The 24,077-nt window shown below is 70.2% G+C and carries 19 protein-coding genes and 1 other RNA gene; 13 read left to right on the top strand and 7 right to left on the bottom strand.

Translation table 11 applies throughout. The features are described 5' to 3' along the window. The first annotated feature begins 258 nt into the window (after positions 1-258). From IOD14_RS39390 to IOD14_RS39375, 4 genes are all read left to right on the top strand, one after another. Complete coding sequence (locus tag IOD14_RS39390; protein ID WP_212672802.1) at positions 259-1,959, top strand: serine/threonine-protein kinase; 1,701 nt, start codon at positions 259-261, stop codon at positions 1,957-1,959. Between the two features lie 105 nt (positions 1,960-2,064). Further along, entirely contained in the window at positions 2,065-3,321 is a 1,257-nt protein-coding gene (locus IOD14_RS39385) for a serine/threonine-protein kinase (RefSeq protein WP_212672801.1), read from the top strand. A gap of 78 nt (positions 3,322-3,399) precedes the next feature. Next, positions 3,400-4,503 carry a peptide chain release factor 2 gene (gene prfB, locus IOD14_RS39380; protein ID WP_123989667.1) on the top strand — a complete coding sequence of 368 codons (1,104 nt, stop codon included), beginning with the start codon at positions 3,400-3,402 and terminating at the stop codon, positions 4,501-4,503. 293 nt (positions 4,504-4,796) lie between these two features. Continuing rightward, complete coding sequence (locus IOD14_RS39375; RefSeq protein ID WP_212672800.1) at positions 4,797-5,441, top strand: hypothetical protein; 645 nt, start codon at positions 4,797-4,799, stop codon at positions 5,439-5,441. A gap of 105 nt (positions 5,442-5,546) precedes the next feature. On the opposite strand, the gene IOD14_RS39370 is transcribed toward IOD14_RS39375, so the two are convergent. Further along, the gene (locus IOD14_RS39370; RefSeq protein ID WP_123989665.1) at positions 5,547-5,738 is read right to left on the bottom strand and encodes a hypothetical protein; all 192 of its coding nucleotides are present in this window, start codon (positions 5,736-5,738) and stop codon (positions 5,547-5,549) included. Between the two features lie 237 nt (positions 5,739-5,975). Here IOD14_RS39370 and ftsE point away from each other — a divergent pair, with 237 nt between their 5' ends. The 5 genes from ftsE to ssrA all read left to right on the top strand — a co-directional run bounded on the left by ftsE (position 5,976) and on the right by ssrA (position 9,992). Then, positions 5,976-6,665, top strand: coding sequence for a cell division ATP-binding protein FtsE (gene ftsE / locus IOD14_RS39365; protein WP_007382424.1), 690 nt, complete (start codon positions 5,976-5,978; stop codon positions 6,663-6,665). A 42-nt stretch (positions 6,666-6,707) separates the two neighbouring features. Continuing rightward, on the top strand, positions 6,708-7,625 hold the full coding sequence (gene ftsX, locus IOD14_RS39360; protein ID WP_123989664.1) for a permease-like cell division protein FtsX: 918 nt from the start codon (positions 6,708-6,710) through the stop codon (positions 7,623-7,625). A 68-nt stretch (positions 7,626-7,693) separates the two neighbouring features. Next, positions 7,694-8,866, top strand: coding sequence for a S41 family peptidase (locus IOD14_RS39355; RefSeq protein ID WP_174269148.1), 1,173 nt, complete (start codon positions 7,694-7,696; stop codon positions 8,864-8,866). Positions 8,867-8,963: 97 nt separating this feature from the next. Further along, positions 8,964-9,506 carry an SsrA-binding protein SmpB gene (gene smpB / locus IOD14_RS39350; protein WP_123992672.1) on the top strand — a complete coding sequence of 181 codons (543 nt, stop codon included), beginning with the start codon at positions 8,964-8,966 and terminating at the stop codon, positions 9,504-9,506. A gap of 99 nt (positions 9,507-9,605) precedes the next feature. Continuing rightward, positions 9,606-9,992, top strand: a transfer-messenger RNA (tmRNA) gene (ssrA, locus tag IOD14_RS39345). A gap of 109 nt (positions 9,993-10,101) precedes the next feature. Here ssrA and IOD14_RS39340 read toward each other — a convergent pair. From IOD14_RS39340 to IOD14_RS39315, 6 genes are all read right to left on the bottom strand, one after another. Then, a complete protein-coding gene (locus IOD14_RS39340) occupies positions 10,102-11,106 on the bottom strand; it encodes a LacI family DNA-binding transcriptional regulator (RefSeq protein WP_212672799.1) in 1,005 nt (334 codons plus the stop codon). Then, positions 11,106-13,355 carry an alpha-xylosidase gene (gene yicI, locus IOD14_RS39335; RefSeq protein WP_123989662.1) on the bottom strand — a complete coding sequence of 750 codons (2,250 nt, stop codon included), beginning with the start codon at positions 13,353-13,355 and terminating at the stop codon, positions 11,106-11,108. Before yicI ends, IOD14_RS39340 begins: the two co-directional genes overlap by 1 nt. A 13-nt stretch (positions 13,356-13,368) precedes the next feature. Then, positions 13,369-14,193 carry a carbohydrate ABC transporter permease gene (locus IOD14_RS39330; protein ID WP_123989661.1) on the bottom strand — a complete coding sequence of 275 codons (825 nt, stop codon included), beginning with the start codon at positions 14,191-14,193 and terminating at the stop codon, positions 13,369-13,371. Then, positions 14,190-15,134 (bottom strand): sugar ABC transporter permease, encoded by a 945-nt coding sequence (locus tag IOD14_RS39325; protein WP_123989660.1) that lies wholly within the window; start codon positions 15,132-15,134, stop codon positions 14,190-14,192. The genes IOD14_RS39330 and IOD14_RS39325 overlap by 4 nt, the downstream gene beginning before the upstream one ends. After that, positions 15,131-16,423: an extracellular solute-binding protein gene (locus IOD14_RS39320; protein ID WP_174269147.1), complete on the bottom strand. Its 1,293-nt coding sequence runs from the start codon at positions 16,421-16,423 to the stop codon at positions 15,131-15,133. Before IOD14_RS39320 ends, IOD14_RS39325 begins: the two co-directional genes overlap by 4 nt. 361 nt (positions 16,424-16,784) lie before the next feature. Beyond that, entirely contained in the window at positions 16,785-18,068 is a 1,284-nt protein-coding gene (locus IOD14_RS39315) for an MFS transporter (protein ID WP_123989659.1), read from the bottom strand. A gap of 83 nt (positions 18,069-18,151) precedes the next feature. On the opposite strand from IOD14_RS39315, the gene IOD14_RS39310 reads away from it, so the two are divergent. From IOD14_RS39310 to IOD14_RS39295, 4 genes are all read left to right on the top strand, one after another. Further along, on the top strand, positions 18,152-19,147 hold the full coding sequence (locus IOD14_RS39310; protein ID WP_212672798.1) for a LysR family transcriptional regulator: 996 nt from the start codon (positions 18,152-18,154) through the stop codon (positions 19,145-19,147). A 363-nt stretch (positions 19,148-19,510) separates the two neighbouring features. After that, the gene (locus tag IOD14_RS39305; protein WP_212672797.1) at positions 19,511-20,635 is read left to right on the top strand and encodes a hypothetical protein; all 1,125 of its coding nucleotides are present in this window, start codon (positions 19,511-19,513) and stop codon (positions 20,633-20,635) included. After that, a complete protein-coding gene (locus IOD14_RS39300; protein WP_123989657.1) occupies positions 20,635-22,836 on the top strand; it encodes a glycosyltransferase in 2,202 nt (733 codons plus the stop codon). The genes IOD14_RS39305 and IOD14_RS39300 overlap by 1 nt, the downstream gene beginning before the upstream one ends. Further along, positions 22,833-24,062 (top strand): acyltransferase, encoded by a 1,230-nt coding sequence (locus tag IOD14_RS39295; RefSeq protein ID WP_212672796.1) that lies wholly within the window; start codon positions 22,833-22,835, stop codon positions 24,060-24,062. The genes IOD14_RS39300 and IOD14_RS39295 overlap by 4 nt, the downstream gene beginning before the upstream one ends. Positions 24,063-24,077 lie beyond the last annotated feature (15 nt).

The raw sequence follows: 24,077 nt of genomic DNA, 5'->3' as shown, positions 1-24,077 counted from the left end.
ACCTGCCACTGACAACGCGCCCGCCGCCCGAGGGCAAGTGATCTTGATTGGTCAGCTCTGCCCCCAAAAGTGCCTGACCAGTGCAGCGCCGACGATCACTTGAGATCGGTCACGTCAACCGTCCGGCAACCGGGAGACCCGGACGGAGCGTCTTTCCTTCGAACGTGCTTGGCAACGCTTACGTAGTGCCAGGAGGAGCGGCACTACAGTGGGTCGGAAGTGGGTCGGAACGACAGCAAGCAGCAGGGAGTGCATGACGTGCGGCCGGTAGGCAGCAAGTACTTCCTCGAGGAGCCGCTCGGACGCGGTGCCACGGGGACCGTGTGGCGAGCCCGCCAGCGGGAGACCGCGGGCGCCGAGGCCGCCGTACCCGGGCAGCCGGGCGAGACCGTCGCGATCAAGGTCCTCAAGGAGGAGCTCGCGAGCGATCCGGACATCGTGATGCGGTTCCTGCGCGAGCGCTCCGTCCTGCTCAGGCTGACCCACCCGAACATCGTGCGGGTGCGTGACCTGGTCGTCGAGGGCGATCTGCTCGCCCTGGTCATGGACCTGGTCGAGGGTCCCGACCTGCACCGCTACCTGCGGGAGAACGGCCCCTTCAGCCCGGTCGGCGCCGCTCTGATCACCGCCCAGATCGCCGACGCCCTCGCCGCGAGCCACGCCGACGGCGTGGTCCACCGCGACCTCAAGCCGGCCAACGTGCTGCTGCGGCAGTACGGCGGCCAGATGCACCCCCTGCTGACCGACTTCGGCATCGCGCGCCTCGCGGACTCCCCGGGCCTGACCCGGACCCAGGAATTCGTCGGCACGCCCGCGTACGTCGCGCCCGAGTCCGCCGAGGGCCGCCCGCAGACCTCCGCCGTGGACATCTACGGCGCCGGGATCCTGCTGTACGAGCTGGTCACCGGCCGTCCGCCGTTCGCCGGCGGCTCCGCCCTCGAAGTCCTGCACCAGCACCTGAGCGCCGAACCGCGCCGTCCCTCCACGGTCCCCGACCCGCTGTGGACGGTCATAGAGCGCTGCCTGAGCAAGAACCCGGACCGCCGTCCCAGCGCCGAGAACCTCGCGCGCGGGCTGCGTGTCGTCGCCGAGGGCATCGGCGTGCACGCGAACTCGGCACAGATCGCCGCCGCGGAGAACGTCGGCGCGCTGCTGCTGCCCGACCCGGACCCGGCGGCCGTCCCGGAGACGCCCGGCGCCGCCGACCCGACGCAGGTGCTGCCGCACGGCGCGGGTGCCGTCGACCCGAACGCCGCCACCAGCTTCCTGCCGCACACCCACCCCGGGCACCAGGTCGGCGCCGCCGACCCCACCGCCGTACTGCCGACGAACCGGGGCGGTGCGGCCGACCCGACCGCCGTCATGCCGCCGGTGCCGCCCGGACAGCCGGGCCAGTACGGGCAGCAGGGCCAGCAGGGCCAGTCCGGTGGACCCGAGGACCCGCACCCCTGGCAGAACCAGCTGCGCGCGGCCCGGGACCGCAACGAACAGACGCAGGTCCAGTACCTCGACCCCAACGAGGACCCGCTGCGCCGCCGCCCCCAGCGGCAGGTCGCCAGGCCGCAGCAACAGCAGCCGCCCCAGCGGCAGCAGCGGCCCCCGCAGCGGCCCCAGCAGGGCGGCTACGGCCGTCAGCCGCAGCAGCAGCCCCAGCAGTACGCCCCGCAACAGCCGCAGCGCTACGCGCCCCCGCCGCAGCCCGAGCGCCCCGCGCGCGAGCCCCGGCAGCCGCGCCAGCGCAGCGCCAACCCGATGAGGATCCCGGGTCTGGGCTGCCTCAAGGGCTGCCTGTTCACGCTCGTCATCCTCTTCGTCGCGAGCTGGCTGATCTGGGAGCTGAGCCCGCTCCAGGAGTGGATCGGCACCGGCAAGAGCTACTGGCAGCAGCTCGGGGACATCGTCGACACCGTGAGCAAGTGGATCGGGGATCTGGGCGGAAACTCCTCAGGTCAGCAGTAAGTCTGGGGATTTGTCGACATCCGGCGGGTGATTTCCGTCTCCGCGGTGAAGGTTGGCTCCTCCGGCGCGTAGCTTTAGCGACAACACGCGTCTGTAGGAGCAGTCTTGGCACGGAAGATCGGCAGCCGGTACACCGCCAACCAGATCCTGGGGCGGGGCAGCGCCGGCACGGTGTGGCTGGGCGAGGGACCCGAGGGGCCCGTCGCCGTCAAGCTGCTGCGCGAGGATCTCGCGTCCGACCAGGAACTCGTCGGCCGCTTCGTCCAGGAGCGCACGGCGCTGCTCGGGCTCGAGCACCCCCATGTGGTCTCCGTACGGGACCTCGTGGTCGACGGCAACGACCTCGCGCTCGTCATGGACCTGGTCCGCGGCACGGATCTGCGCACCCGGCTCGACCGAGAGAAACGGCTCGCCCCCGAGGCGGCGGTCGCGATCGTGGCGGATGTCGCGGACGGCCTGGCCGCGGCCCACGCGGCGGGGGTCGTGCACCGGGACGTGAAGCCCGAGAACATCCTGCTGGACATGCAGGGACCGCTCGGCCCCGGCGGCGCGCACCCGGCCCTGCTGACCGACTTCGGCGTGGCCAAGCTCATCGACTCGCCGCGCCGGACCCGGGCCACGAAGATCATCGGGACGCCGGACTACCTGGCGCCGGAGATCGTCGAGGGACTGCCGCCGCGGGCCTCCGTGGACATCTACGCCCTCGCGACCGTCCTGTACGAGCTGCTGGCCGGGTTCACGCCGTTCGGTGGCGGGCACCCCGGGGCGGTGCTGCGGCGGCACGTCACGGAGACGGTCGTGCCGTTGCCCGGCATCCCCGACGAACTGTGGCAGCTGATCGTGCAGTGCCTGGCGAAGGCCCCCGCCTCGCGGCTGCGGGCGTCCGAGCTGGGAACGCGGCTGCGGGAACTGCTGCCGCTGCTGGCCGGGATGCCCCCGCTGGACGTGGACGAGCCGGACGCGGAGTCGGAGGAGGAACCGGAGGGCGAGGCGCCGACAGCCGCCTCCGACGGGCAGCCGGTCCCCTCCGGGCGGCCGGTGCGGCGCGGAGCCGTGCCGCTGGTGCCGGGCGCGAAGCCGGCCGACTCCAACCGGGACACGCACACGTCGATGCGGGTGCCGGCGCCCGACGAACTGGCCGGGGGTGCGCGGGGGACCGCCCGGGCGCCCCGGGCCGCGGGTGCGCCGCGTCCGGGTTCGGCCCGGCACCGGGTGGCCACGCGGCGGCGCCGGCTGGCTGTCGGGGCCGCGGCGCTGCTGCTGGCGGTCGCCGCGGGGATCGGGGTGTGGGCGGCCACGTCGGGGGACGACGCGGGGGCCTCTCCGCAGGACAGCGGCAACTCGGCGCCCGCTTCGCCGTGAGCGGCACCGGGGGCGGCGGCCCCCGGTGACGACGGTGGACGGGCGAGGTCGGTTGCCACAGCCGTTAGGCTGGAGGGCGTGGCAGTCGTCGATGTATCCGAAGAGCTCAAGTCCCTCTCCTCGACCATGGAGTCGATCGAGGCCGTTCTGGACCTCGACAAGCTGAGGGCAGACATCGCCGTGCTCGAGGAGCAGGCGGCCGCGCCGTCCCTGTGGGACAACCCGGACGAGGCGCAGAAGATCACCAGCAAGCTGTCCCACCTCCAGGCGGAGGTCAGGAAGGCGGACGCGCTGCGCGGCCGCATCGACGACCTCTCCGTGCTGTTCGAGATGGCCGAGGAGGAGGACGACCCGGACACCCGTGCCGAGGCCGAGTCCGAGCTCACCGCCGTCAAGAAGGCGCTCGACGAGATGGAGGTGCGCACCCTCCTCTCCGGCGAGTACGACTCCCGTGAGGCGCTCGTCAACATCCGCGCCGAGGCCGGCGGTGTCGACGCGGCCGACTTCGCCGAGAAGCTGCAGCGGATGTACCTGCGCTGGGCGGAGCAGAAGGGTTACAAGACCGAGGTCTACGAGACGTCGTACGCCGAGGAGGCCGGCATCAAGTCGACCACCTTCGCCGTGCAGGCGCCGTACGCCTACGGCACGCTCTCCGTGGAGCAGGGCACCCACCGGCTCGTCCGGATCTCGCCGTTCGACAACCAGGGCCGTCGCCAGACGTCCTTCGCGGGCGTCGAGATCCTGCCCGTGGTCGAGCAGACCGACCACATCGAGATCGACGAGTCCGAACTGCGCGTGGACGTGTACCGGTCGTCCGGGCCGGGTGGTCAGGGCGTCAACACCACCGACTCCGCGGTGCGGTTGACCCACCTCCCCACCGGCATCGTCGTCTCCTGCCAGAACGAGCGGTCGCAGATCCAGAACAAGGCGACCGCGATGAACGTCCTCCAGGCGAAGCTGCTGGAGCGGCAGCGCCAGGAGGAGCGGGCCAAGATGGACGCCCTCAAGGACGGCGGCAGCTCCTGGGGCAACCAGATGCGTTCCTACGTCCTGCACCCGTACCAGATGGTCAAGGACCTGCGCACCGAGTTCGAGGTCGGCAACCCCGAGGCCGTGTTCAACGGCGAGATCGACGGCTTCATCGAGGCCGGGATTCGCTGGCGCAAGCAGCAGGAGAAGTAACTTTGTCGACTTGACCATCCTTGTGCAACTGCCGCCCATCGGGCGGCAGTTGCCTTATGTCTGGGTTTTACATCACACTCACAGACCGCTTTCCCCGGCAAAGAGCGCTTACCAGGACATCGTGCCCGCAACGGCCTTGACGTTGCTTTGAAAAATGGGAAAGGTAAAGCGCGGCATGCGTATCTCTGGGGCGCATGTGAACCGGGGGACTTGAGCACACAGCTACCTTCTCCCGTCGATCACGGCCCCGAGCGCCGCCTCATTGACGATGAGCTACTGGGGGTAGCAACCACATGACGAAGAAGACGCGGATCCGGATCGCGCGCATAGCCGCCGGTGCCGTGATCGCGGCCGGTGCATCGCTGACCGCCGCCGGCGCCGCTTCCGCGCTGGAGATCGGTGTGAGCGTGGACGAGAGCGGGGTCGGCGTGAACGTCGACACCGGCCTCGGCGACGACCCGACCGACCCCGGCACCGAGATCCCGACGGACCCGGGCACCGAACTCCCCACGGACCCCGGCACCGAGGTGCCGACGGACCCGGTCACCACGCCGCCGGTCACCGAGGAGCCGACCGACCCGACCGAGGAGCCCACCGAGCCCACCGAGGACCCGACCGACCCGGGCAACGGGAACGGCAACGGCAACGGCAACGGGAACGGCAACGGCAACGGCAACGCCGGGGGCGGCAACAGCAACACCAGCCCCGACGGCGGTTCCAACACCTCCACCCAGGAGGAGGGCTCCTCGGCCCTGACCGAGACCGGCACGGACACCACGTCCAACACCTCGGCCCAGGGCAACGGCCAGCAGCTGGCCGAGACCGGTGCCGGCCAGACCGCCTTCCTGGTGATCGGTGCCGCCACGATGATCGCCGGCGGTGTCGGCTTCCGCCTCCTGCCGCGCCTGGCGGGCGGCCGCGGTGGCGCTGCCGCCTGACGGTGACACCCGGTAGTCGCACGACATCCTAGCGTGCGCGTGCTGTACGACGAAGGGCCCGGAGCGTGTCCGCTCCGGGCCCTTCCGTATGTCCTCGGCCGTCGGCTACGCGGTCTGGTGCGCCAGCAGCGCCAACGCCGCGATCAGTACCGCGAGCAGGGCGATCAGGGCCATCGGGTTCAGGCCGGCGAAGGGGCTCTCCTGCTGCAGCCGCTCGCGGTTCGCGCGGCACACGGGGCACCGGCCCTCGCTCACGGGCGCCGCGCAGTTTGCGCACACCAGGCGGTCGTACGTCATGCGCGTCACCCTTCCTGCGAATGCTGTCCACTGGGGAGAACGCCTCCGGGTCGCAGAACGTTCCCCTCCCTACTGTGCCAGGTTCCTCCGGGAGCCGCCTGTGCGCTGCCGAAGCATGGGATTCCAGGTCGGCACAAAACCGCCCATCCGATACGCAACCCGAACCGGCGCCTGCGCTCCCGCACCCGGTTCGCGTATGGTCACGCTCATCTACCCCCGGCCTACCGTGGTGCATCCGTGATCCGATTCGACAACGTATCCAAGGTCTACCCCAAGCAGACCCGCCCCGCACTCAGGGATGTCTCCCTGGAAGTGGAGAAGGGCGAGTTCGTGTTCCTGGTGGGATCCTCGGGCTCCGGAAAGTCCACCTTCCTGCGGCTGGTGCTCCGCGAGGAGCGGACCAGCCAGGGGCAGGTGCACGTCCTGGGCAAGGACCTCGCGCGCCTGTCCAACTGGAAGGTGCCGCAGATGCGCCGCCAGCTGGGCACGGTGTTCCAGGACTTCCGGCTCCTGCCGAACAAGACCGTCGCCGAGAACGTCGCCTTCGCGCAGGAGGTCATCGGCAAGTCGCGCGGCGAGATCCGCAAGTCCGTGCCGCAGGTGCTCGACCTCGTCGGGCTCGGCGGCAAGGAGGACCGGATGCCCGGCGAGCTGTCCGGTGGTGAGCAGCAGCGCGTGGCCATCGCGCGGGCCTTCGTGAACCGGCCCAAGCTGCTGATCGCCGACGAGCCCACCGGCAACCTCGACCCGCAGACCTCCGTCGGCATCATGAAGCTGCTCGACCGGATCAACCGGACGGGCACGACCGTGCTGATGGCGACGCACGACCAGAACATCGTGGACCAGATGCGCAAGCGCGTCATCGAGCTGGAGAAGGGCCGCCTCGTCCGCGACCAGGCACGCGGCGTCTACGGCTACCAGCACTGACCGCCGTTCGTAGAGTCCCCGGAAAGGCCTGAAGAAGACGCCATGCGCGCCCAGTTCGTACTCTCCGAGATCGGTGTCGGTCTCCGTCGCAACCTGACGATGACGTTCGCGGTCATCGTCTCCGTCGCCTTGTCGCTCGCCCTGTTCGGCGGGTCGCTCCTGATGAGCGACCAGGTCGGCGCCATGAAGGGCTACTGGTACGACAAGGTCAACGTCTCGATCTTCCTCTGCAACAAGAGCGACGCCGAGTCGGACCCCAACTGCGCCAAGGGCGCGGTGACCGAGGACCAGAAGAAGGACATCCTCTCCGACCTGAAGAAGATGTCGGTCGTCGAGACGGTCATCCACGAGTCGCAGGACGAGGCGTACAAGCACTACAAGGAGCAGTTCGGCGACTCCCCGCTGGCCGCGTCCCTCACCCCGGACCAGATGCAGGAGTCGTACCGGATCAAGCTGAAGGACCCGGAGAAGTACCAGGTCATCGCGACCGCCTTCAACGGGCGTGACGGCGTGCAGTCCGTGCAGGACCAGAAGGGCATCCTGGACAACCTCTTCACCATGCTGAACCTGATGAACCGGGCCGCGCTCGGCGTCATGGCGCTCATGCTGATCGTCGCCCTGCTGCTGATCGTCAACACGGTGCGTGTCTCGGCGTTCAGCCGTCGGCGGGAGACCGGGATCATGCGGCTCGTGGGCGCCTCCGGCTTCTACATCCAGGCGCCGTTCATCATGGAGGCCGCCGTCGCCGGCGCGATTGGGGGCGGGCTCGCCTGTGTCTTCCTGGTCGTCGGCCGGTACTTCACCGTCGATCACGGCATGGCCCTGGCCTCCAAGCTCAACCTGATCAACTTCGTGGGCTGGGACGCCGTCCTGACCAAGCTGCCGCTCATTCTCGCGGCGAGCGTGCTGATGCCCGCGTTGGCCGCGTTCTTCGCGCTGCGCAAGTACCTGAAGGTGTGACGCATGCCAAGAGGGCCGTACGGTCAACCGGCCGTGCGGCCCTCTTGCGTTGTCCTAGACTCACCGGCATGTCGGGCCGAGATCTGTTCTGTCAGCCCCGCCGCATCCGCCGCGGGGCGGCCCTGACATTGGTGTTCGCGAGCGTGCTGGTGGCCGGCGCGGCGACCGGCTCCTTTCCCGAGGCGGACGGCGGCGACCGCAAGTCCTCGTCGGACCCGGCTCGTTCGGCCGCACCCGTGGGTCACCACGAGGACGTGGCCAGGGCGGCCGAGGAGGCCATGGCCGAGGGCACGCCCCCCAAGGAGGCCGCCGAGCGCGCCGTCAGCCGCAGCGGGGACCGCTGGGGTGCCGTCTACTCCCGCGGCGAGTACGAGGAGTTCGAGGAGGCTCTCGACGGCCAGTACACCGGCGTCGGCCTGTGGGCGCGACGCGAGCGGGACGGCCGTATCGAGGTGACCAGGGTGAGTTCGGACTCGCCCGCGGCCGCCGCCGGGATCCGCAAGGGCGACCGGCTGCGCAGCGTCGACGGGGAGCGGGTCGACGGGCATCCGGTCACCGAGGTGGTCTCCTTACTGCGCGGCGACGCCACCGACGCGGCCGCCGGTACGGCGGTCCGGCTGGGCCTGGAGCGCGGCACGCACGCGTGGACGCGGACCGTGCGGCGGGCCCGTCTGTCCACGGACTCGGTCGCCGTCCGGGAACTCGCCGGCGGGATCACCGTCATCAGGATCGACTCGTTCACCAAGGGCGTCGGGGACGAGGTCCGGGACGCCGTACGGCAGGCTCCGGCCGGCGGCGGGATCATCCTCGACCTGCGCGGCAACTCCGGCGGGCTGGTCACCGAGGCCGTCACCACGGCGTCCGCCTTCCTGGACGGTGGCCTGGTCGCGACCTACGACGTCGACGGGGAGCAGCAGGCGCTGCACGCCGAGCCCGGCGGGGACACCACCAGGGCGTTGGTCGCGCTGGTCGACGGCGGGACGATGAGCGCGGCCGAACTGCTCACTGGGGCCCTTCAGGACCGGGGGCGGGCGGTGGTCGTGGGGTCCCGGACCTTCGGCAAGGGTTCGGTGCAGATGCCCAGCCCGCTGCCGGGCGGCTCCGTCGCCGAGCTGACCGTCGGGCACTACCGCACCCCGTCCGGGCGAGGTGTGGACGGGCGGGGGATCACGCCGGATCTGGAGGCGGACGACCAGGCCCTGCAGCAGGCGGAGACGGTGATCGCGGGATTGGGCGCCTGAGAGAGGCGTTCTCGGGCGCGGTCCGTTCGCCGCTCGATTAAGGGCTGGCCCCGGCCCCCCTTCGTAGTGCGAAAATGGGGGGACTATGAGCAAGGGAATGTACGTACCGAAGGAGTCCCAGCCGAAGCAGGGTGGCGGGGGCGGCAAGGCGCGGGACGGGGAGAAGGGCGGCAAGCGCAAGATCGTCGCCCAGAACAAGAAGGCCCGGCACGACTACGCGATCATCGACACCTACGAGGCCGGGCTGGTCCTGATGGGCACCGAGGTCAAGTCGTTGCGCGAGGGCCGGACCTCCCTGACCGACGGCTTCGTCCAGATCGACGGGGGCGAGGCGTGGCTGCACAACGCCCACATCCCGGAGTACCACCAGGGCAGCTGGACCAACCACTCCGCGCGCCGCAAGCGCAAGCTGCTGCTGCACCGCGAGGAGATCGACAAGCTGGAGTCGAAGTCCCAGGAGACGGGTCACACGATCGTGCCCCTCGCCCTGTACTTCAGCAACGGCCGGGCCAAGGCCGAGATCGCCCTTGCCCGAGGCAAGAAGGAGTACGACAAGCGGCAGACGCTGCGCGAGAAGCAGGACCGGCGGGAGTCGGACCGGGCGATCGCGGCGGCCAAGCGCAAGGAGCGGGGCCAGTAGGGCGAGGCCGCCGGGAATACGGTGGCATCGGCGTGCGTTGGTCACGTACGATGGAGTCAACACCGGCCGTGGTCGGTGGGCGCATTGAAAACACAACATGGGGATGATCGGTTTCGACAGCGGCTGTTGAAGCAGGGGAAGCGTGTCGAGGAAGCGGCAATGATCTCGTTAACCATATGTCGCAACCAATAATCGCCAATTCCAAGAGCGATTCCCGCGCCTTCGCCCTCGCTGCCTAATAAGCAGTGAGTGAAGGCCCTAACGGGTGTCAGCCCGGGGGTGTTCCCGACCCGGACCCTGGCATAATCTAGGGGACTAAACCATTGAGCCCGGTCACGGGGTTCAATGGGAAATCAAACAGTGACTGGGCCCGTCGGCGACTTGTTCGCGTGATCGCCGGGGCCGAGAAAATCGCAGCGAACTGCACACGGAGAAGCCCTGATTCTGCACCGTTGGACGCGGGTTCGATTCCCGCCATCTCCACTCGTCCCTCCGGGGACAACCCCATGTGGGCGAAGGCCCCGCTGCTTCACGGCAGCGGGGCCTTCGTCATGTCCGGCCTTCACCGGCTTGCAGTCCGCCCCTCGCCGACCCGTCACGCCACCGTCCGTCGCCCCGTGCTTGCCCGTTCCGTCATTCTCGGTGGCAGCAGTGTCGACTCCGGTACGGCTGTTCCGGCGAGCTTCTTCATCAGGAGTTCCACGGCCCGCTCACCCACCTCCGTCGACGGAAGCGTCACCGACGTGATCGGGACGCGGGCCGATGCGGCGAGGTCGTCGGGGCAGATCGCGGTGACGGAGAGGTCGGTCGGAACCCGTAGGCCGAGGTCGGCGAAGGCGTCGAGCAGGGGCTCCAGCAGGGCCTCGTTGTGGACGACCACGCCCGTCAGCGCGGGCTGTTCGCGCAGGAGCCGCTCGGCGACCTCGCGGGCCGCGCCCGGCTTGCAGGGGTGGACGGTCGACGCCATCCCGCCGCGGTCCGCGGCCGCCGTGAAGCCCTCGACGACCCGCTGGGCGAAGGCCGTCCGGCGCACGTACACCTCCGGCGGGGAGCCCACCAGGGCCACCGACCGGTGCCCCAGCCTCGCCAGATGCTCCACGCACGCCTCGCCCGCCGCCCTGAAGTCGAGGTCGACGCAGGTCAGGCCCGCGGAAGAGGCAGGGAAGCCGATCAGCACCGACGGCAGGTCCAGGGACCGCAGCAACGGCAGCCGGGGATCGTCCAGCTGGACGTCCATCACGATCAGCGCGTCGACCAGTGCCGTGTCCGCGACCCGCGTCAGCCCGTCCTCGCCCTCCTCCTGGGTCAGCAGCAGCACATCGTGGTCGTACCTCCGGGCCGTCGTCACCACCGAGACCGCGAACCGCATCACGGTCGGCACATGGATCCCGTCCCGGAAGGGCACGACCAGCGCCAGCACGTTGGACCGCCGGCCGGCCAGGGCGCGGGCGCCCGCGTGCGGCCGGTAGCCCAGCTCCCGGATGGCGTCCTCGACCCGCTGCCGGGTCTCCTCGGAGATCGGGCGCTTGCCGCTGAGGGCGTAGGAGACGGTGCTGGGGGAGACCCCGGCCCGCCGCGCCACATCCGTGATCTTCACCATCAGCCCAGCTCCAGGGAGAGGAACCCGGTCCCGGCCCGCGCCCGCGCCGCCCTGTCCCCGGCCGCCAGGCCCCAGGGCGCCGACGGGTCACCGCAGGACGCCCGCAGTGTGTCCCCTTCGCGTACGACGGTGAAGGCGACCCCGTCGACCTGTACCGTCACCTGCTCGCCCCGCCCGAGACCGAAGGCCCGCAGGGTCACCCCGTCGGCGTGGTCGTAGTCGGGGCGGTCGTCCACCGCGCCGACCGGGATCACCGCACCCGGCCTGACCAGCAGCGGCACGCTCATGAAGTCGTGCTTCTCGCGCACCCAGCGCGGCCCGGTGACCGTCTCCCCGGTCACGAAGTGGGTCCAGGTGCCCTCGGGGACGTAGTAGGAGACCTCGCCCTCGTCGTCGAACACCGGCGCCACCAGCAGGTCCGGGCCGAGCATGTACTGCCGCTCCAGGTGCGCGCACCCGGGGTCGTCGGGGAACTCCAGGACCATCGCCCGCATCACCGGCACGCCCTCGGCGTGGGCGGTGCGCGCGGCCTCGTAGAGGTACGGCATGAGCTTCAGCTTGAGGCGGGTGAAGTGGCGCAGGACGTCCACGGACTCCTCGTCGAACAGCCACGGCACCCGGTAGGAGGAGCTGCCGTGCAGCCGGCTGTGGGAGGAGAGGAGTCCGAAGGCCAGCCAACGCTTGAACAGCGCCGGCGTCGGGGTGCCCTCGAAGCCGCCGATGTCGTGGCTCCAGAAGCCGAAGCCGGAGAGCCCCAAGGACAGCCCGCCGCGCAGCGACTCGGCCATCGACTCGTACGTCGCCTCGCAGTCGCCGCCCCAGTGCACCGGGAACTGCTGGCTGCCCGCGGTCGCCGAGCGGGCGAAGACCACCGCCTCCTGTTCGCCGCGGTGCTTGCGCAGCACGTCGAAGACGGTCCGGTTGTAGAGGTAGGTGTAGTAGTTGTGCATCCGCTCGGGGTCGGAGCCGTCCGACCACTCCACGTCCAGCGGCACCCGCTCGCCGAAGTCGGTCTTGAAGCAGTCCACGCCCTGCGCGAGCAGGGCCTCCAGTTTGGAGGCGTACCAGTCGCGGGCGGCCGGGCTGGTGAAGTCGACCAGGGCCATGCCCGGCTGCCACAGGTCCCACTGCCACACGCTGCCGTCGGGGCGCTTCAGCAGGTGGCCGAGCGCCTTGCCCTCCGCGAACAGCGGGGATCTCTGGGCGATGTACGGGTTGATCCACGCGGACACCCTCAGGCCCCGCGCATGCAGCCGGGCGAGCATGCCCTCCGGGTCGGGGAAGACCCGCGGGTCCCACTGGAAGTCGCACCAGTTGAACTCGCGCATCCAGAAGCAGTCGAAGTGAAAGACGGACAGGGGCAGTTCGCGGTCCTTCATGCCGTCGATGAACGACGTCACCGTCTCCTCGTCGTACGACGTCGTGAAGGACGTCGACAGCCACAGACCGAAGGACCAGGCGGGCGGCAGCGCCGGACGGCCGGTGAGGGCCGTGTACTTGCGGATGATCTCCTTGGGAGACGGGCCGTGGATGACGTAGTACGTCAGTTCCTGGGTCTCGGCGCTGAACTGGACCCGGGAGACCGCTTCCGAGCCGACCTCGAAGGAGACCTTGCCGGGGTGGTCGACGAAGACGCCGTAGCCCGCGTCCGTGAGGTAGAACGGGACGTTCTTGTAGGCCTGTTCGGTGGCCGTGCCGCCGTCGGCGTTCCAGATGTCGACGACCTGGCCGTTCTTCACCAGCGGCCCGAAGCGCTCGCCGAGGCCGTAGACCGAGGTGCCGACGGTCAGGTTGAGCTGCTCGCGCAGGTAGTGCGCCCCGGTCGCGTCCCGCAGGATGCCCATGTTCTTGGTGCCGCTGCTGGTGAGGACCCGGCCGTCGGCGAGGAAGTCGACCTGCCAGGGGCCGGTGCGGGCGAACCGGACCGACAGGGTGCCGGAGGTCAGGGTCGCGGAGTCCTCGTCGGACCCGGTGTGCGGAGCGAACTCCTCCTTCCTGAGCTCGAATTCGGGGCGGTCCGGCTGCTCGCCCTCGAAGTGGGTGAAGGTGACGCCGATGACGTCGGGCATCGGGGCGTGGGCGCTGATCGTCACGACCGGTCCCTTCAACAGGTCGCCGCGGTGGCGGATGGGCTGGGACGGCGCATGGATCTCGAGGCCGCCGTCGGAGGCGACGACCTCGTGGACCACGGCCGGATGGTCCGCGGTGACGCCCTCGCGCAGCAGCCAGTAGCCGTCGGTGAACTTCATCGGTGGGGGGTCCTTACTTCACGGCACCCACGGCGATACCGCGGGTGAGAGTTCGCTGGAAGACGAGGAAGAACACGATCGCGGGGAGCACCCCGAGCAGGGCGGCCGCGTTGGTCATCGTGGCGTCCATCAGGCGCTGGCCCTGGAGGACGCCGAGGGCGACGGACACCGTCTGGTTGTCGTTGGAGATCAGCATGACCAGGGGGAGCAGGAACTCGTTCCAGGTCCAGATGAAGAAGAAGACCAGCAGCACCCCGAGGGTGGGGCGGCTGACGGGGACGACGATCCGCCACAGGACCTGCCACTTGTTCGCGCCGTCGATGCGGGCCGCCTCGAGGATCTCGCGGGGGAACTGGCCGAGCACCGAGGCCAGCAGATACGTGCCGAAGGCCGCCTGGATCACCGTGAACACGATGATCACGCTCAGCCTGGTGTCGTAGAGGCCGACTTCCTTGCTCAGGTAGTAGACCGGGTAGACCAGCGCCTCCTGCGGCAGCATGTTCGCCAGCACGAAGAAGGCGAGGACCCAGGTGCGGCCCTTGATGCGGCCGATGCCGATCGCGTAGGCGTTGAGGACCGACAGGACCACGGCGAGCACCGCCACCGAGCCGCTGATCAGGACCGAGTTGGCCAGCTTCCGGCCGAAGTCGACGCGCTCCCAGAAGTCCTTGATGCCCTGCGTGTAGAGGCCGTCGGGGAGGCTGAGGGGGCCGTTCTGGGCGTACTCCGCGGGGGACTTGAACGCGTTGACCGTGACGACGAGGAACGGCACGACCATGAACAGGGCCGCGAGGCACAGGGCGATCAGCACCGGGTAGCGGCGCAGGGCGGTGGTCATGCGTCGGTCCTCTCCTGGAGCCGCAGACCGATCAGGGAGAGCGCCAGGATGATCACCGTCAGCACGGTGGAGATCGCGGCGCCGTAGCCGACCTGCGTCTTCTCGAAGAACGTGGTGAAGGAGAAGTAGGACGGCACGTTCGTGGCGCCGCCGGGTCCGCCCTTGGTCAGGACGTACACCGCGCCGAAGACCTTGAGCGCGGCGATCGAGCACCAGGTCAGGACGACGTAGATCTCCGGGCGGATCTGCGGCAGCGTGATGTGCCAGAAGCGGCGCCACCAGCCGGCGCCGTCCAGCTCGGCCGCCTCGTGCAGCTGGGGGTCGACGCGTTGCAGGCCGGCCATGAAGACGACCAGCGGGAAGCCGAGTTGGACCCAGACCATGACGCCCATGACGCTGTAGAGGGCGAGGTCGGGGTCGCCCAGCCAGTCCTGCTGCCAGGAGCCGAGGCCGATCGCCTTGAGGAGCGCGTTGAGGGAGCCGTTGTCCGGGGCGAGGATCCAGCTCCAGACGATGCCGGCGACCGCGATCGGCAGGACCTGGGGCAGGTAGAAGCAGGCGCGCAGGACGGCGGCGATCCGGGTGCCGAAGTGCCTGCCGACGTAGTCGAACAGGGCGGCGGCGAGGACGAGTCCCAGAGCCGTGGGGATCGCCGCCATCGCCACGACCATGAACAGGCTGTGCCGGAAGGACGCCCAGAACTCCGCGTCGTCCATCAGCTCGCGGTAGTTGGCGAGCCCGGACCACTCGGGGGAGCCCACGCCCTGCCAGTCCGTGAAGCTCACATACGTGTTCATCACGAACGGCAGGACGATGATCGCGGCGAAGGCGAGGGCGCCCGGCAGGAGGAAGAGGGCGTAGGAGTCGCGGGGGCGGCGCGGGGGCCGGGGGGCGCTGCCCTTGCCGACCGCCCGCGCACCGCGTTCGACGGTCACCGTCATTGCTTCGGCGCGCCCTTGTCGTAGGCGTCCTGGAGGTCGTCGAGGTAGCCGTCGGGCTTCTCGCTGCCGGTGATCAGCTTCTGGGTCCCGGAGACGAGGACGTCGTAGAACCCGGGGACCGGCCAGTCGGGGTAGAAGGCCAGGCCGTCGTTCTCCGAGAGGGCGTTGAAGTTCTCGATCAGGGTCTTGGACTGGGGGTCGGTGATGGCGGAGGCGTCCGCCGCGACCGGGACACCACCGGAGTTGCCGAGCAGGTTCTGGATCTTCTTCGACATGGTGATGTCGATGAAGTCGTAGGCGAGGTCCTTGTTCTTCGAACCCTGCGGCACGACCCAGAGGTTGCCGCCGGAGCCGAGGGTGAGCTTCGAGCCGGGCCAGCGGAAGGTGCCCCAGTCGAACTTGCTGTCCGTCTTGAAGCGGCCGTACCACCAGGTGCCGGAGAACAGGATCGGTGCCTTGCCGGAGGTGAAGGAGACCCCGGCGGCCTCCTCGTTCTGGCCGCTGGAGGTCTTGCTGAAGTAGCCCTTCCTGACCCAGTCGGCGAAGGTCTCGGCGCCGTAGGTCCAGGCCGCGTCGTGGAAGTCGGTCCTGCCCTTGTAGAGCTGGTACGCGTCGACCCAGGAGCGGTCGGCCTTCGACAGCGCCAGTTGGTAGAGGTACTGCTGGGCGGGATAGGCGGCGCCGCCGTTGGCGAGGGGGGTGACCTTGTTCTCGACGAAGGTGTCCATCGCGGCGGTCAGTTCGTCGAACGTCTTCGGCTCGGCGATGCCGTACTTCTTGAAGAGGTCCTTGTTGTAGTAGACCAGCGTGTACTCGGCGTAGTTCGGGATGCCGAACCACTTGCCGGAGCCCATCACGCCGTTGGTGTCGTAGAGGCTGGTCGTACGGACGCTGGGGCTGAGCTTCTTGTCCCAGCCGCGCTTGGCGGCCTCCTGCGTGAGGTCGGTGAGCAGGCCCTGCTTGGAGAGCAGGCCCGCGGTCGCGTTGCCCTTGTTGTACTCCATGAGATCGGGCGCGTCCGAGGAGTTGAGGACCATCGGGGCGGTCTTCTGGATCTGGTCGAAGCTCTTCTCCTCGAACTCCACCTTCACCCCGGGGTGCGTGGCCTCGAACTCCTTGATGGCCTCCTTCCAGGCGATGCCCATCGCGCTGCTCGGGCCCTCGTAGTGCCACAGCCGCAGTGTCTTCCCGTCGGAGGACCCGCTGTCGGAGCCTCCGCAGGAGGTCATCAGCAGCGATCCGGTCAGGACCGCCGCCGTCGCCACCGCACGCCTTCGTGCCGTCAACATCCCGTACCTCCGGGGAGTCGGATGGTGCTTCGGGCCGGGCGCCGCGCAGGAGTCGTCGAATCGACTCGATTCGACGACCCCTGTCGAAGCGCTTCGACGAAGGAACGTATGTGCCCCCTTCAAGGGTCGTCAATGGGTTATGCAGGATCAGGTGAAGCGGTTCGACGACTGGGGTGTCGCGAGCGGGGGGATCGGCGCTGCCGCGCGGGTGCTGTGGCGGGGGCTGCGGGCTGGGGCATTGGCCGGCTGGGGGCGGTCCGCTGCCGGGGGATGTGCTCCGGCGTACGGCCGCCGGGGGACGTGCTCTGGGCGTACGGCCGCCGGTCGCGTAGCTCCGGGCGGGCCCGGCAGGGTGGGGCCGTCAGAGCGCGGGGCGTGGCCGTGCGGGTTTCGTGCAGGTGAGCGCGATCATCAGGGCCGTCGCGGCCGCGGTGACCGGGACGCCGAAGCCCGCCACCGGCGACACGTGCTCCGCCGTCCAGCCGCCGGCCGCGCTGCCGCAGGCGATTCCGCCGAGCAGACCGGTCACCGCGAGGGTCATGCCCTCGTTGAGCCGGCCCGGCGGAGTGCGCCGCTGGACCAGGGTCATCCCGGTGACCATCGTCGGGGCCGTCGCCATCCCGGCGACCAGCAGCGCGGCCGCCAGGGCGAGCAGGGAGCCGGTGAGGGAAGCGGCCAGCAGGGGAAGCGTCAGCAGGGCCGTCATGGCGGCGACGCACCACACGTACCGGTCCTCGGCGGACCCCGTCCGTCGCACCGCCCCGTACGCCAGCCCCGCCGCGCACGAACCGGCCGCCTGCAGCGCGAGCACGACCCCCGCCGCCGAACGGTGCCCCTGCGCGTCGGCGAAGGCGATGGTGACGACCTCCATCGAGCCGAAGACGGCACCCATGGCGAGGCAGACGGCGAGCAGGGGCGGGATGCCGGGCGCGCGGAACGGCGACTTCGCGAGGCCGTGCCGGTGCACCGGCGGCTCCGTCGAACGCTGAGCCGCGAACACCAGCGCGCCCGTCACCAGCAGCACCACCCCGGCCAGCGTGCCCGCCTCCGGGAACAACGCCGTGCACAGGAAGGCCGCGAGGACCGGGCCCAGCATGAAGCACGCCTCGTCCACGGCCTGCTCGAAGGAGTTCGCGACATGCAGCGACCTCTCGTCGCCGGCGAGGAGGTGGGCCCAGCGGGCGCGGGACATGCCGCCGAGGTTGGGGGTCGTGGCGGTGGCGGCGTACGACACGAAGAGCGTCCAGGCGGGCGCTCCGAGGCGGACGCACAGCAGCAGGGCGAGCGAGCCGAGCGCGGCCAGCACCGTGGCCGGTACGGCGATCTTGGCCTGTCCATGACGGTCGACGAGCCGCGCGGTCCACGGCGCGACGACCGCGGTGGCCGCCAGTCCGGCCGCGACGACGGCGCCGGCGAGGGCGTACGACCCACGCGTCCCGGCGATCATGACGACCGCGCTGACGCTGAACATGCCCATGGGGAGCCGGGCGAGGAGATTCCCGATGGTGAACGCGCGGGCTCCGGGGGTGGCGAGAAGACGGCGGTAGGGGCCGGGGGCGCGGGCGGCGCCTCTGGGGCCGAAATCGACCACGACGAGTGCGTCGGCGGTCGTGGTGAACAGCAGCGGTCGGTCGGGTTGCGGCATGCTCCTACCGTCGCGTGGAGACGATCAAGGGGTCCAACACCTTCTCCGCACCGATTCACGCACCTGTGTTGTAAGTTCGCCCGATGTCCGTGCCCAGCCCGAGCCCCGGCCCCCACGGCCACCACATCGACCCTCGTCTCCTGCGCGCCTTCCTCGTCGTCGCCGACGAACTGCACTTCACGCGCGCGGCGGCCCGGCTCTACGTCGCCCAGCAGGCCCTCAGCCGCGATGTACGGCGGCTGGAACGGGAGCTCGGCACCGAGCTGTTCGTGCGCACCACCCGGCAGGTCGCGCTCACCGTCGACGGTGAGCGGCTGGTGCCGTACGCCCGCCGGGCCCTGGACGCCCAGGACGAGCTGCTCGCCGCCTTCGCCGAGGCCCGCCCCCTGCTCGTGGACCTGAACTTCCCCGACCAGGCCACCGCCCGTGCCGTGCTGCTGCGGGCCCGGGAACTCGCCCCTGAGCAGGAGCTGATGGCCCGCTACGAGAGCGGGCTGACCGGCGCGGCGGGGGAGCTGCTGGCCGGTCGCCTCGACGCGTCCTTCGGCCGGTTCACCGGTCTGGCCCCGGCCTTGCGGGCCGGCCTTGGCCACCAGCCCGTGCGCTACGAGCCCATGGCTGTCGTCCTGCCCGAGGACCACCGGCTCGCCTGCCTGGAGCGGGTGCCGCTCGCCGCCCTGGAGGGCGAGACCGTCTACGCCGGGGCCGGAAATCCCCGCACTCCGGAATGGACCGATCTCGCTCGTCGGCTGTTCGAAGGACGGGGCATCCGGATCGCCCCGCCGGCCCCGCTCGCGATCGGCGACGAGGAGTTCCGGCGCATCATGGCGAAGACCCGCAACCCCATTCTCGCGGTCGTGGACTTTCCGGCCATGCCCGCTACCGTGCTGCGTCCGCTGGTCGAGCCGGTGCCGCTGTCGCCGGTGTCGCTGGTGTGGCGCAAGGGTCTGGTGCACCCCGCTTTTGACGCGCTCCGGCGAGCCGCAATCGAACTCTCCGTCGAACATGGCTGGCTTCATCGGCCCGTCGATGGATGGATTCCAGCCACCGATGAGCCCGATATGAACATCCACAAATGACACGTGGCAAACACGCATCCTCCGTGTGCGCTACATTCGTGGCCTGAGCACGGTGTGGTAAGGGGGGCGCTCGGACCGGGTGGGGGCCCGGTTCAGCCGACGTGTGCTCAAGGTCGAAACGCGCCCAGAACAGCCCGTGGGGGGATTTGCGTGCGCGTGAAAAAGTGGCGAGAAGAAGCCCAACCGGAATGGCCCGAGGTCGCATCAGGCACCCAGGACATGGCGACAACGGGGGGCGCGACGCAGACGTTCCCGGAAACCGGAGCGAGCGGAGCCGTTAAGGCGGCCGGCTCTCCCGGAGGCACCGGCTCTGCCGGAAGCAGTCGCTCGGCCGGAGGCAGCGGCGCGAGTGGTGGGGCCGGAGTGAGTGGAGAGCCGGCCGTGGACTTCTTCGGGGCGGCTCCGTCGAAACGCCGCTCCGGCTCGACCGCGTCTGCGGGACCGGCCGCTTCGGCCGCGTCCGATGGCGCGTCCGCTTCGGCCGCGTCCGGTGACTCCTTCGGCTCGGCCGTGTCCGCCGGATCCGTCAACTCGGCCGAGTCCGCCGGCTCCGTCGCGTCCGAAGGGCCCGAACCGACGCCCGAGCGCACCGAGGTGCTGTCCGGGGAGAGCGGCGACCGGGACTTCCCGGGGGCTCCGAGGGCGGACCGCGGGGACGACGTCCTCGAACCGGCCGGCCGCAGAGCCGTCGTACGCGACCCGTGGGACGAGTCCGGCAGCGGTGGCGGGCACACCCACGACCCGCACGAGGTGACCGTCCAGCTCGACGCGATCAGCATGAACGGCGACGGCCGTATCGAGGGCGGCGGCCCTGCGGGCGACAGCGGCTCCGAGGGCTCCGACGGCCCCGTCTTCGTCGACGAGTCGGGCCGCCGCAGCCGCCGCTTCCGCCGGATCGGCATCGCCGTGGGCCTGGCCTGCGCGGTCTACGCCGTCGTCATCGTCGTCACCCTGCTGTCCGGCAACTCCAACGCGCCCTGGCTCCCCGTGACCGGCCCGAAGGACGACGCCCCGGCCGGGAAGGTCGACTCCAGCCCCATGCCGGCCGAGTCCGCCGAGTCCTCCGTCCCCACGGGGGTGATCCCGGGGACCACCCCGACGGTCAGCGGCGGGGTGACCCCGGCGCCCGGTGTCAGTGGTACCGCGCCCGGAGCCACCGTGAGCCCGGGCAGCTCGGGCGTGTCCGGCGCCCCCTCGGCGACCGCCACCAAGCCGGGCGGCAACCCGTCGGCCAGCGCCGACCCGTCGACCCAGCCGACCCAGTCGGCCACCCCGCCGCCCAGCCCCTCCGTCACCCCGCCCGTCACCACCAGCCCCGACCCGTCGGTCGCCCCGACCCAGACCACGGGCGGCGACAGCGCCGGCCCCGGCACGGTCGCCAACGGGCCGGCCGAGCCCTCGCCCATCGCGTCGGAGACCTCCGGCACCTCGGCCCCCGCGCCGTCCGGCGCCCCGCTCTCCTCCCCGTCCCCGGAGAACATCCTCTGATGGCATCCCGCACCCGCCGCCCGGGGACCGCACCAGGAGCCCCCGACGGCTCCAGGCGCCGTCGCCTGCCCATGCGCCTGCTGCTGCCCGTGCTCATCCTCGTCGCCCTGATGGCGATGCTGATGCTGCGCGGCTACGTCCACAGCGAGATCCTCGCCGACCACCGCATCCAGGCCGAGGCCTCCTCGGACAAGGTGCCGGAGAAGATCATCGACGGCGGGCCGGTGATCGACACCCGCAGCGGCAAGGCCACCAGCCTGAAGATGCCGGACCACAGGCTCGTCCTCACCTTCGACGACGGCCCCGACCCGACCTGGACCCCGAAGGTCCTGGACGTCCTGAAGAAGCACGACGCGCACGCCGTCTTCTTCGTCACCGGCACCATGGCCTCCCGCTACCCGGACCTGGTCAAGCGCATGGTCGACGAGGGCCACGAGATCGGCCTGCACACCTTCAACCACCCCGACCTGTCCTTCCAGTCGAAGAAGCGCATCGACTGGGAGCTCTCCCAGAACCAGCTCGCCCTCGCCGGCGCGGCGGGCATCCGCACCTCGCTCTTCCGTCCGCCGTACTCCTCCTTCGCCGACGCCATGGACAACAAGTCCTGGCCGGTCACCGAGTACATCGGCACCCGCGGCTACATCACCGTCGTCAACAACACCGACAGCGAGGACTGGCAGAAGCCCGGCGTCCAGAAGATCATCAGCAACGCCACGCCGAAGAACGGCAAGGGCGCGATCGTGCTGATGCACGACTCCGGCGGCGACCGCCACCAGACGGTCCAGGCCCTCGACCGGTTCCTGCCGGAGATGGGCGACAAGGGCTACGAGTTCGACAACCTCACCGAGGCCCTCGATTCACCCAGCGCGCACACCACGGTCGCCGGGCCCGAGCTGTGGAAGGGCAAGGCGTGGATCTTCCTGGTCCAGGCCTCCGAGCACATCACCGACGTCCTCGTCGTCGGCCTCTCGATCATCGGCTCCCTGGTCATCGGCCGCTTCGTCCTCATGCTGCTGCTCTCGGGCGTCCACGCCCGCCGGGTGCGCCGCAAGGACTTCCGCTGGGGAGAGCCGGTCGTCGAGCCCGTGTCGGTGCTGGTCCCGGCGTACAACGAGGCCAAGTGCATCGAGAACACCGTGCGTTCCCTGATGGCGAGCGAGCACCCCATCGAGGTGCTCGTCATCGACGACGGTTCCAGCGACGGCACCGCCCGGATCGTCGAGGCGATGGGCCTGCCGAACGTCCGGGTCGTGCGCCAGCTCAACGCGGGCAAGCCCGCCGCGCTCAACCGCGGTCTGGCGAACGCCCGTTACGACATCGTCGTGATGATGGACGGCGACACCGTCTTCGAGCCGTCCACGGTCCGCGAACTGGTCCAGCCCTTCGGCGACCCGCGCGTCGGCGCCGTCGCCGGCAACGCCAAGGTCGGCAACCGGGATTCGCTCATCGGGGCCTGGCAGCACATCGAGTACGTGATGGGCTTCAACCTCGACCGCCGGATGTACGACATCCTGCGCTGCATGCCGACGATCCCGGGCGCCGTCGGAGCCTTCCGCCGGTCCGCCCTGGAACGCGTCGGCGGCATGAGCGACGACACGCTCGCCGAGGACACCGACATCACCATGGCCATGCACCGGGACGGCTGGCGCGTGGTCTACGCCGAGAAGGCGCGCGCCTGGACGGAGGCACCGGAGTCGGTCCAGCAGCTCTGGTCGCAGCGCTACCGGTGGTCGTACGGCACCATGCAGGCGATCTGGAAGCACCGCAAGGCGCTGGTGGAACGGGGCCCCTCGGGCCGCTTCGGCCGCGTCGGCCTGCCCCTGGTCTCCCTGTTCATGGTCGTGGCCCCCCTGCTGGCCCCCCTGATCGACGTGTTCCTGCTCTACGGTGTCGTGTTCGGCCCGACCGAGAAGACGATCGTGGCCTGGCTGGGCGTCCTCGCGATCCAGCTGGTCTGCGCGGCCTACGCGTTCCGCCTGGACCGCGAACGCATGACCCATCTGATCTCGCTGCCCCTGCAGCAGATCCTCTACCGCCAGCTCATGTACGTCGTGCTGCTCCAGTCCTGGATCACGGCCCTCACCGGGGGCCGGCTGCGCTGGCAGAAGCTGCGCCGCACGGGGGTCGTCGAGGCACCGGGCGGACCGGTGCCGAGGCAGCGGGCACGCAGTGAGAGCGACGAGCGGAGGCCGGTCGGATGACGCAGGAGTACACGGGCACGGCGGGGCAGCGGGAACAGCGCGAGGCGACCGCCGCGCCCAAGGCACCGGGCCGGGACCGCTATCTGGATCTCCTCCGCTCCCTCGCCCTGGTCCGCGTCGTCCTCTACCACCTGTTCGGCTGGGCCTGGCTGACCGTGCTGTTCCCGTCGATGGGCGTGATGTTCGCGCTGGCGGGCTCGCTGATGGCCCGTTCGCTGAACCGTCCGGCGCTGAGCGTGATCAGGGGCAGGATCCGCCGACTCCTGCCTCCCCTCTGGGCGTTCAGCGCGGTGGTGCTGCCGCTGATGTTCGTCGGCGGCTGGAAGCTCTCGGAGGACCCTGACCACAGCGGCACCTGGGGCCTGCTGGAGCTGGTCAACTACGTCATCCCGATCGGGGCGCCGCCGTACCCCTGGGAGGTCGGCTTCCCGAAGGACCTGCTGGAGACCACGTGGGCGGACCAGGCGGTCGGCCCGCTGTGGTACCTCCGCGCGTACCTCTGGTTCGTGCTGGCGTCCCCGCTGCTGCTGTGGGCGTTCCGCAGGGTGCCGTGGGCGACCCTGCTCGCCCCGCTGGCCCTGACCGCGGTCGTGGGCACCGGAATCGTCACCATCCCGGGCGAACTGGGCAACGCGGTCACCGACTTCGCGGTCTACGGCAGCTGCTGGGTCCTCGGTTTCGCGCACCAGGAGGGTGTGCTGGCGAAGGTCCCGCGCTATCTCGCCGTCTCCGGTTCGTTCCTGGTGATGGCCTTCGGCCTGTGGTGGGCGTCCGGCCATCTGGGCCCCGAGGGCTGGGACCTCAACGACATCCCGCTGGCCCAGGCGGCCTGGTCGTTCGGTTTCGTGGTCATCCTGCTCCAGTACTCCCCGTCCTGGCAGGAACTCCCGGGCCGCCTGGCCCGCTGGGACAAGCTGGTCACCCTCTCCAACAACCGGGCCGTCACGATCTACCTCTGGCACAACCTGCTCATCATGGCCACGGTCCCGATCATCGACCTGGCCTACGACCTGCCCTTCATGCAGAGCGACCGCGCGGTCGCGGCCCTCGACTCGACGGACACCCTGTGGATGTTCTTCCTGGTGTGGCCGCTGATCGGGCTCGCCATCCTGGCATTCGGCTGGATCGAGGACCTGGCGGCGAAGCGGAGGCCGAGGTTGTGGCCGAACGGTTCGCGGCGGGGTCGGGCCCGGCGCGCGGCGACTGCGGGACAAGAGGCTGCCTGACCGCTCCGGGCTCCG

This window comes from Streptomyces sp. A2-16 (assembly GCF_018128905.1).
GTDB lineage: Bacteria > Actinomycetota > Actinomycetes > Streptomycetales > Streptomycetaceae > Streptomyces.
The sequence above is the reverse complement of the archived record's forward strand: the minus strand, read 5'-3'. Positions and strand labels throughout refer to the sequence as shown.